Source organism: Nocardiopsis sp. NPDC050513, from assembly GCF_044457925.1.
GTDB lineage: Bacteria > Actinomycetota > Actinomycetes > Streptosporangiales > Streptosporangiaceae > Nocardiopsis.
This window is the reverse complement of record NZ_JBITHK010000002.1, coordinates 592,562-599,498: the sequence shown is the minus strand read 5'-3', so window position 1 is coordinate 599,498 and position 6,937 is coordinate 592,562. Positions and strand designations below refer to the sequence as shown.

Annotated in this window: 6 protein-coding genes and 1 riboswitch; of the genes, 1 reads left to right on the top strand and 5 read right to left on the bottom strand. The window is 71.5% G+C overall.

Going from position 1 to position 6,937, the window contains the following annotated elements:
• The 3 genes from ACIBFB_RS05180 to gcvT form a co-directional block, all read right to left on the bottom strand.
• The coding region (locus tag ACIBFB_RS05180; RefSeq protein WP_397226386.1) for a serine hydroxymethyltransferase at positions 1–691 on the bottom strand (691 nt) is incomplete at its 3' end.
• Positions 692–698: 7 nt separating this feature from the next.
• Positions 699–1,076, bottom strand: a complete 378-nt coding sequence (gene gcvH, locus ACIBFB_RS05175) for a glycine cleavage system protein GcvH (protein ID WP_397226383.1) — start codon at positions 1,074–1,076, stop codon at positions 699–701.
• A gap of 152 nt (positions 1,077–1,228) precedes the next feature.
• Positions 1,229–2,344, bottom strand: a complete 1,116-nt coding sequence (gene gcvT, locus ACIBFB_RS05170; protein WP_397226381.1) for a glycine cleavage system aminomethyltransferase GcvT — start codon at positions 2,342–2,344, stop codon at positions 1,229–1,231.
• 142 nt (positions 2,345–2,486) lie between these two features.
• Positions 2,487–2,588, bottom strand: a riboswitch (glycine riboswitch).
• Positions 2,589–2,735: 147 nt separating this feature from the next.
• Between gcvT and ACIBFB_RS05165 the strand changes: the two genes are divergently transcribed.
• On the top strand, positions 2,736–3,668 hold the full coding sequence (locus ACIBFB_RS05165) for a penicillin-binding transpeptidase domain-containing protein (RefSeq protein ID WP_397226379.1): 933 nt from the start codon (positions 2,736–2,738) through the stop codon (positions 3,666–3,668).
• Positions 3,669–3,838: 170 nt separating this feature from the next.
• Here the strand turns inward: ACIBFB_RS05165 and ACIBFB_RS05160 are convergent, their stop codons facing one another.
• Together ACIBFB_RS05160 and ACIBFB_RS05155 are read right to left on the bottom strand one after the other, a co-directional pair.
• On the bottom strand, positions 3,839–4,900 hold the full coding sequence (locus ACIBFB_RS05160) for a 3-deoxy-7-phosphoheptulonate synthase (RefSeq protein ID WP_397226377.1): 1,062 nt from the start codon (positions 4,898–4,900) through the stop codon (positions 3,839–3,841).
• 202 nt (positions 4,901–5,102) lie between these two features.
• Complete coding sequence (locus ACIBFB_RS05155; RefSeq protein WP_397226375.1) at positions 5,103–6,821, bottom strand: AMP-binding protein; 1,719 nt, start codon at positions 6,819–6,821, stop codon at positions 5,103–5,105.
• Positions 6,822–6,937 lie beyond the last annotated feature (116 nt).

Sequence of the window (6,937 nt, the reverse complement as noted above, 5' to 3'; positions counted from 1 at the left end):
TGGTGGTGACCACGTCCGCGTGCGGCACCGGGTTGGGGTGCTCGCCCGCGGCGACCAGGCCCGCGAAGTGCGCCATGTCGACCATGAGCAGCGCGTCGGCCTCGTCGGCGATCTGGCGGAACCGCGCGAAGTCCAGCTGGCGCGGGTAGGCCGACCAGCCCGCCACGATCATCTTGGGACGGTGCTCCTTGGCCAGGGCCGCGACCTCGTCGTAGTCGACGGTGCCGTCGGAGTCGCGCACGTGGTAGGCCACGGCGTCGAGGATCTTGCCGGAGTAGTTGATCCGCATGCCGTGGGTGAGGTGGCCGCCGTGGGCCAGGTCCAGGCCCAGGATGGTGTCGCCGGGCTTGAGCAGGGCGAAGTACACGGCGGTGTTGGCCTGGGCGCCCGAGTGCGGCTGCACGTTGGCGTGCTCGGCGCCGAACAGCTCCTTGGCGCGGTCGATGGCCAGCTGCTCGACGACGTCGACGTGCTCGCAGCCGCCGTAGTAGCGGCGGCCGGGGTAGCCCTCCGCGTACTTGTTGGTCAGCACGGTGCCCTGGGCCTCCAGGACCGCCTGCGGAGCGAAGTTCTCCGAGGCGATCATCTCCAGGGTGTCACGCTGGCGCCCCAGTTCGGCGTCGACCGCGGCCGCCACCTCCGGGTCGAGTTCACTGAGGCTCTGGTTGAGCAGGGTCTTGTCGGTCGCCATCGGTCGGCTACTCCTCTTCCTTGGTCAGAGCCTTGTACTCCTCGGCGGAGAGCAGGTCGGAGGGTTCCCCGGAGACCCGCACCCGGAACAGCCACGCGTCGTAGGGGTCGGAGCTGACCGACTCCGGCTCGTCCTCCAGCGCGCCGTTGACCTCGACGACCTCACCGCTCACCGGCGAGTAGACGTCACTGACGGCCTTGGTGGACTCCACCTCGCCGCACGTCTCCCCGGCGGTCACCTCGGTGCCGACCGCGGGAGGCTCGACGAACACGATGTCGCCCAGCGATTCGACGGCGTACGCCGTGATCCCGACGGTCGCGACGCCGTCCTCGATCCGGACCCACTCGTGTTTATCGGTGTAACCCAGCTCCGTGGGAACGCTCACTTCGACTCTCCTTGGAGATATTCGTGCATCCTGCCGTGCGCCGGTACGGCGCCCCGGCCCGACCTACGCCTGGTCACGCCCCGTCCGTGCCGGTCCCCGGATCGGGGATCCCGCCGTGGGGGCGCGTGGGCCCCGGGGTGTGGGGCCCGCTGTCACGACTGCCGCTGGTAGAACGGCAGCTCGACCACGTCGACGTCCTCGCCGCGCCCGCGCACGTCCACGGTGAACGCGCCGGTCGCGGTGTCGAGGTCGCCGTCCACGTAGGCCATGGCGATGGGGCGGCCCAGGGTGGGCGAGGGCGCGCCGCTGGTGAGGGTGCCGACGACGGCGCCGTCGCGCAGGACGTTCTGGCCCTTGCGCAGCGGGCGGCGACCGCGGCCGACGAGGCCGATCAGGCGGCGTTCGCGCGCGGTGCGCGCGGCCTCCTCCAGGGCGGCGCGGCCGACGAAGTCACCCGGTTTGTCGAGCTTGACCACGCGGCCGAGCCCGGCGTCGAAGGGGGTGAGGTCGGCGGTGAGCTCCTGCCCGTACAGCGGCATCCCCGCCTCCATGCGCAGGGTGTCGCGCGCGGACAGTCCGGCGGGTACCAGGCCGTGCTCGGCGCCCGCCTCCATGAGGGTCTTCCACACGTGCGGGGCGCGCTCGGCGGGGCGGACGAAGATCTCGAAGCCGTCCTCGCCGGTGTACCCGGTCCGGGCGAGCAGCACGGGCTCCCCGGCCACGGTGTGCTCGTAGCCCGCGTAGTAGCGGATCTCGTCGAGCTTGGCGTCGGTCAGCGGAGCCAGGATCTCCACCGCGCGCGGGCCCTGGAGGGCGATGAGCGCGTACTCGGCGGACTCGTCGGCAACCTCGGTGTCGAAGCCCCGGGACCGTTCGGCGAGGGCGTCGGCGACCACGGACACGTTCGCCGCGTTGGCCACGACGAGGTACTCCCCCTCGCCGAGCCGGTAGACGACGAGGTCGTCCAGGACGCCGCCGTCGGCGGCGGTGATCATGGTGTAGCGGGCGCGGCCGACCCTCACCCGGGACAGGTGACCGACCAGGGCGTGGTCGAGGGCCTCGGCCGACTGCGGCCCGGACAGGCGGATCTCACCCATGTGGGAGAGGTCGAAGAGCCCGGCGGCCTCGCGGACCGCCGTGTGCTCGGCGGTCTCACTGCCGTAGCGCAGGGGCATGAGCCACCCGGCGAAGTCGACCAGTGTGGCCCCGGACTGTTCGTGGATCTCGCGCAGCGCTGTCGCGCGTGGCGCGGACGCGGGCTCTGACATGGGCACTCCCGAGAGGATGGGCGTCTTCGTGCGTGGCGTTGCCATCCTCCCCCTCTGTCATCTGTGCCTGAGAGCTTCACCGCGCGCTCGGCGTGGTTTGCACCTTCGGCGAGGGACGGCGGTCCCTGCTTTCCAGAGTGGTCTCGCCCGTACGGTCCAGTGTGCCTGAGAGGTTGTCATCGGGGAGGGATTGCTCCTTCGGCGGCCCGCATTGGCTACGCGGGCGCTCTCCCGTACGGGGTCAGCAACACGATCAGACTAGCAGCGGCCGTCGGCGGCTCCCAAGGGTGGTCGGGCTCCCACCCGGCGCGCCTGTGGAAAACGCCGTACGGACGGTGACGAACCGTTAGCGTGGATGCGACGGACGGGGCGACGTGCGGAGGGGGCACGAGTGGTCACCGGTGACAGGCGGGGGAGACGATCGGCGGCGCCGGGCCGCGGGACGGCGGCGTGGGCCCTCGTGGCCGCGGTGCTGGCCGTGCTCGTCGGGGCCGCGTGCACGGGCACCGCGCCGGAGGTGGTCGGCAACGTCCGGGGCGACGCGCGCCTCGTCGACCGGGTCGGCGGTGACGTCCCCTCGGAGGAACGCGAGGACCTGGAGGCGGTCTTCGAGGAGGCGGGTGTGGAGGGAACCTTCGTCCTCTTCGACACCGGTGGGCGCACGGCGACCGTCGTCGCCCCCGAGGAGGCCCGTCGGCGCACCGTCCCGGCTTCCACGTTCAAGCTGGTCAACTCGGTGATCGCGCTCCAGACGGGTGCGGTCGCCGACGTCGACGAGGTGGTGCCCCACCGCGGTGGGCCCCAGCCCGTCCCGGGGTGGGAGCGGGACATGAGCATGCGCGAGGCGCTGCCCGCGTCCAACGTGCCGGTGTACCAGGAGATCGCGCGCCGGGTCGGCCACGACCGGATGGCGGCGTGGGTGGACCGGTTCGACTACGGCAACCGCGCGATCGGCGGCGAGGAGCGGGTGGACCGGTTCTGGCTGGAGGGGCCGCTGGAGGTCTCCCCGATGGAGCAGACCGCGTTCCTGGCGAGCCTCGCCCGCGCGGAGCTGCCGGTGGAGGACCGGCATCTGCGAGCCGTGCGCGAGATCGCACGGGTCGACCGGATCGGGGACCACGCCCTGTTCGCCAAGACCGGGTGGGGCGGAACCGTGGACCCCTCGCCGGGCTGGTGGGTCGGCTGGGTCGAGCACGGGGAGGACGTGCACACCTTCGCCCTGCGGGTGTACATCGAGGACGAGTCGCAGTTGGAGTTGCGTGAGCGGCTCGGTCGGGAGTTGCTGGTCGAGCTGGGTGTGCTGCCGCCGGAGGCCGCTCGCTGAACCTGGCGGCGGGCGGGCGGCCGCCGTCGGAGTCCGCCGGGTCGGAGCCGGGGAGGCGCTGGCCGAGCGCGGGCGTCACCGCTCGGCGAACGCGGCGTGGGGCCCGGCTCTTTGCCGGGTCCCACGTGGAGTCGTCGCGGTGACCGGGTGCGGTCGTCGTCGGACCGGGCTCAGACGGCGCTCTTGCGTCGCGTGCGCACGGACTCGGCCAGCTGGGCCAGCACGTGCTCGGTGGTCTCCCAGCCCATGCACTTGTCGGTGATCGACTGGCCGTACGTGAGCGCGGCCGGGTCGCCGAGCTTCTGGGCGCCCTCCACGATGAAGCTCTCCAGCATGACGCCGATGATGCCCGCCTGGCCCTCGGCGATCTGCTCGGCGATGGCGGACGCGACGCCGGGCTGGCGGGTGTGGTCCTTGCCGCTGTTGGCGTGGCTGGCGTCGATCATCAGACGGCGCGGCAGCCCCGCCTTGCCGATGACGTCCAGCGCGGTGTTCACCGACTCGGCGTCGAAGTTCGGGCCGACCCGGCCACCGCGCAGGATGACGTGGCAGTCGGGGTTCCCGTCGGTGACCACGACGGATCCGGCGCCGGCCGGGTCGACGCCGAAGAAGGTGTGCGAGGCGGCGGCCGCGCCGACGGCGTCCACGGCGACCTGGACGTCGCCGTCGGTGCCGTTCTTGAAGCCGACCGGGGTGCTCAGGCCGCTGCTCAGCTGGCGGTGGACCTGGCTCTCCGTGGTGCGGGCGCCGATGGCGCCCCAGGTCACGGCGTCGGCGATGTACTGGGGCGTGATCGGGTCGAGGAACTCGGTTCCCGCGGGCAGCCCGAGGGAGTTGATGTCCAGCAGCAGTTGGCGGGCGATGCGCAGGCCGTGGTGGACGTCGTAGGTGTCGTTCAGGTGGGGGTCGTTGATCAGACCCTTCCACCCCACGGTGGTGCGCGGCTTCTCGAAGTACACGCGCATGACGACGCACAGGTCGTCGCGCAGGGACGGGACGAGGCCGAGCAGGCGCCGCGCGTAGTCCATGGCCGACTCGGGGTCGTGGACCGAGCAGGGGCCGACGACGACGAGCAGGCGGTCGTCGTCCCCGTCGAGCACGCGCTTGACCTCGGCGCGCGACTGTTCCACCAGGACGTTGCGGTCATGGCCCAGGGGAAGTTCCCTGAGCAGGTCCTGAGGGGCGATGAGCGGCTGGTAACTCGCCACCCGTGTGTCGTTGGTGCTCGGCATCGTGATTCCCTCGGTCCCTCGGTCGGTGCTGGCTGTCGCCGCGACTGACAGTAGCGCGGTCCGGGCTGGTCGGACGCGGTCGCGCGGGGTTCGGGCATGGGTCACGGGATGGGAAACACCACAACGGGCGGGATGCCGAAAGAATCGTCTCAACATGTGGAACGACAATTTCAGGGCCTCTACCGCTTCGGGGCGTCGGAGATCAGTCCTTCAGCCCCGGAAGGTCCTCTTCCCAGAACTCGCGCGGGTTGCGTTCGCCCTCGGTGACCGTGCCGCGTTCGGCCTCGGCCCGGCGCAGTTGTACACGTCGGATCTTACCCGAGACGGTCTTCGGAAGCTCGGTGAACTCCAGGCGGCGCACCCTCTTGTAGGGCGAGAGGCGCTCGCGGGCGTAGGCGAGGATGGCGAGGGCGGTGTCCGCGTCCGGCGGTACGCCCTCGGCCAGGGCCACGTAGGCCTTGGCGACCGACAGCCGCAGTGGATCGGGTGAGGGGACCACCGCCGCCTCCGCGACGAATTCGTGCTCGACGAGCACGCTTTCGAGTTCAAATGGTGAGATGCGGTAATCTGACGCCTTGAACACGTCGTCGATCCGGCCGATATAGGTGATGTGGTCGCGTGCATCGCGGGTGGCGATGTCGCCGGTGTGGTAGAGCCCGCGCCGGGTCACCTCGCGGGTCAGGTCCGTGCCGTCGGCGTACCCCGTCATCACCCCCACCGGGTCCCCGGACAGGTCCACGCAGATCTCCCCGGTGTCGGCGGGCTCGTCCGTGGTCGGGTCGGCGAGCACGATGTCGTACCCGGGCAGGGGGCGGCCCATCGACCCCGGCACGACGGTCTGGCCGGGCGCGTTGCCGACGAGCATGGTGGTCTCGGTCTGGCCGAAGCCGTCGCGGACGGTGATCCCCCAGGCGTCGCGTACCCGGTCCACCACCTCCGGGTTGAGCGGCTCTCCCGCGGCCACCGCCTCGCGCAGCGACACGCGCCAGGAGCGCAGGTCGGTCTGGATGAGCATCCGCCACACCGTGGGCGGCGCGCACATGGTCGTCACCCCGCAGCGCACGACCTGGTCCAGCAGGTGTTCGGCGTCGAACCTGGCCTGGTTGACCACCAGGACGGTCGCCTCCGCGTTCCACGGGGCGAACACGCTGCTGTAGGCGTGCTTGCCCCATCCGGGGGAGGAGATGTTCAGGTGGATGTCGGCCGGTTGGACGCCCAGCCAGTACATCGTCGACAGGTGGCCGACCGGGTAGGAGCGCTGGGAGTGGGAGACGAGCTTGGGCCGGGAGGTCGTGCCGGAGGTGAAGTAGAGCAGGAGCGGGTCGTCGGCGGCGGGCACGTGCGGGGGAGCGAAGTCCAGGGCCGCGTGCTCGGAGTCGGGGTAGCTGAGCCAGCCGTCCATGTACCCGACGCAGATCCGCGTCCAGTGGCCGCGCAGGCTCGCGAACTTCTCCGTCTCGGTGGGGGCGCACACCACGTGCGCGACCTCCCCCCGGTCCAGCCGGTCGACCAGGTCGCTCTCGGTCAGCATGGGCGAGGCGGGGCTGACCACGGCGCCGAGCTTGATCGCCGCGAGGGTGGTCTCCCACAGCTCGACCTGGTTGCCGAGCATGAGCATGATCCGGTCGCCGGCGTGCACGCCCTGGCCGATCAGCCAGTTGGCCACCTGGTTGGAGCGCTCGGACAGGTGGCGGTAGGTGTACTTGGCCTCGCTCCCGTCCTCCTCCACGATCCACAGCGCCGTCCGGTCGGGGACGGACTCCGCCAACGCGTCGAAGTGGTCCAACGCCCAGTTGAACCGCTCGGGCCGGGGCCAGGTGAACTCCCGGTGCGCTCTGGGCTGGTCCTCACGGAGCCGGAGCAGCAGGTCGCGCGCGGCACGGAACTCCGCCGCGCCCTCCGCGGCCCTCTCTTTCGACATCCTCGGCGACCTCCGGGTCGGGGACGGCGGCCGGGCCGGACCGTCCGCGTGCTTGGCCCGCGCGGGGCGGTGGATACGGGTGTGCGCAGCAGGTCCTACCCGGGATGCGTGCGGGC

Bases quoted from the DNA above. Each gene is read 5' to 3' on its own strand.
- ACIBFB_RS05160 (WP_397226377.1), bottom strand. From the start codon at position 4,900: ATGCCGAGCACCAACGACACACGGGTGGCGAGTTACCAGCCGCTCATC.
- ACIBFB_RS05155 (WP_397226375.1), bottom strand. From the start codon at position 6,821: ATGTCGAAAGAGAGGGCCGCGGAGGGCGCGGCGGAGTTCCGTGCCGCG.
- gcvT (WP_397226381.1), bottom strand. From the start codon at position 2,344: ATGTCAGAGCCCGCGTCCGCGCCACGCGCGACAGCGCTGCGCGAGATC.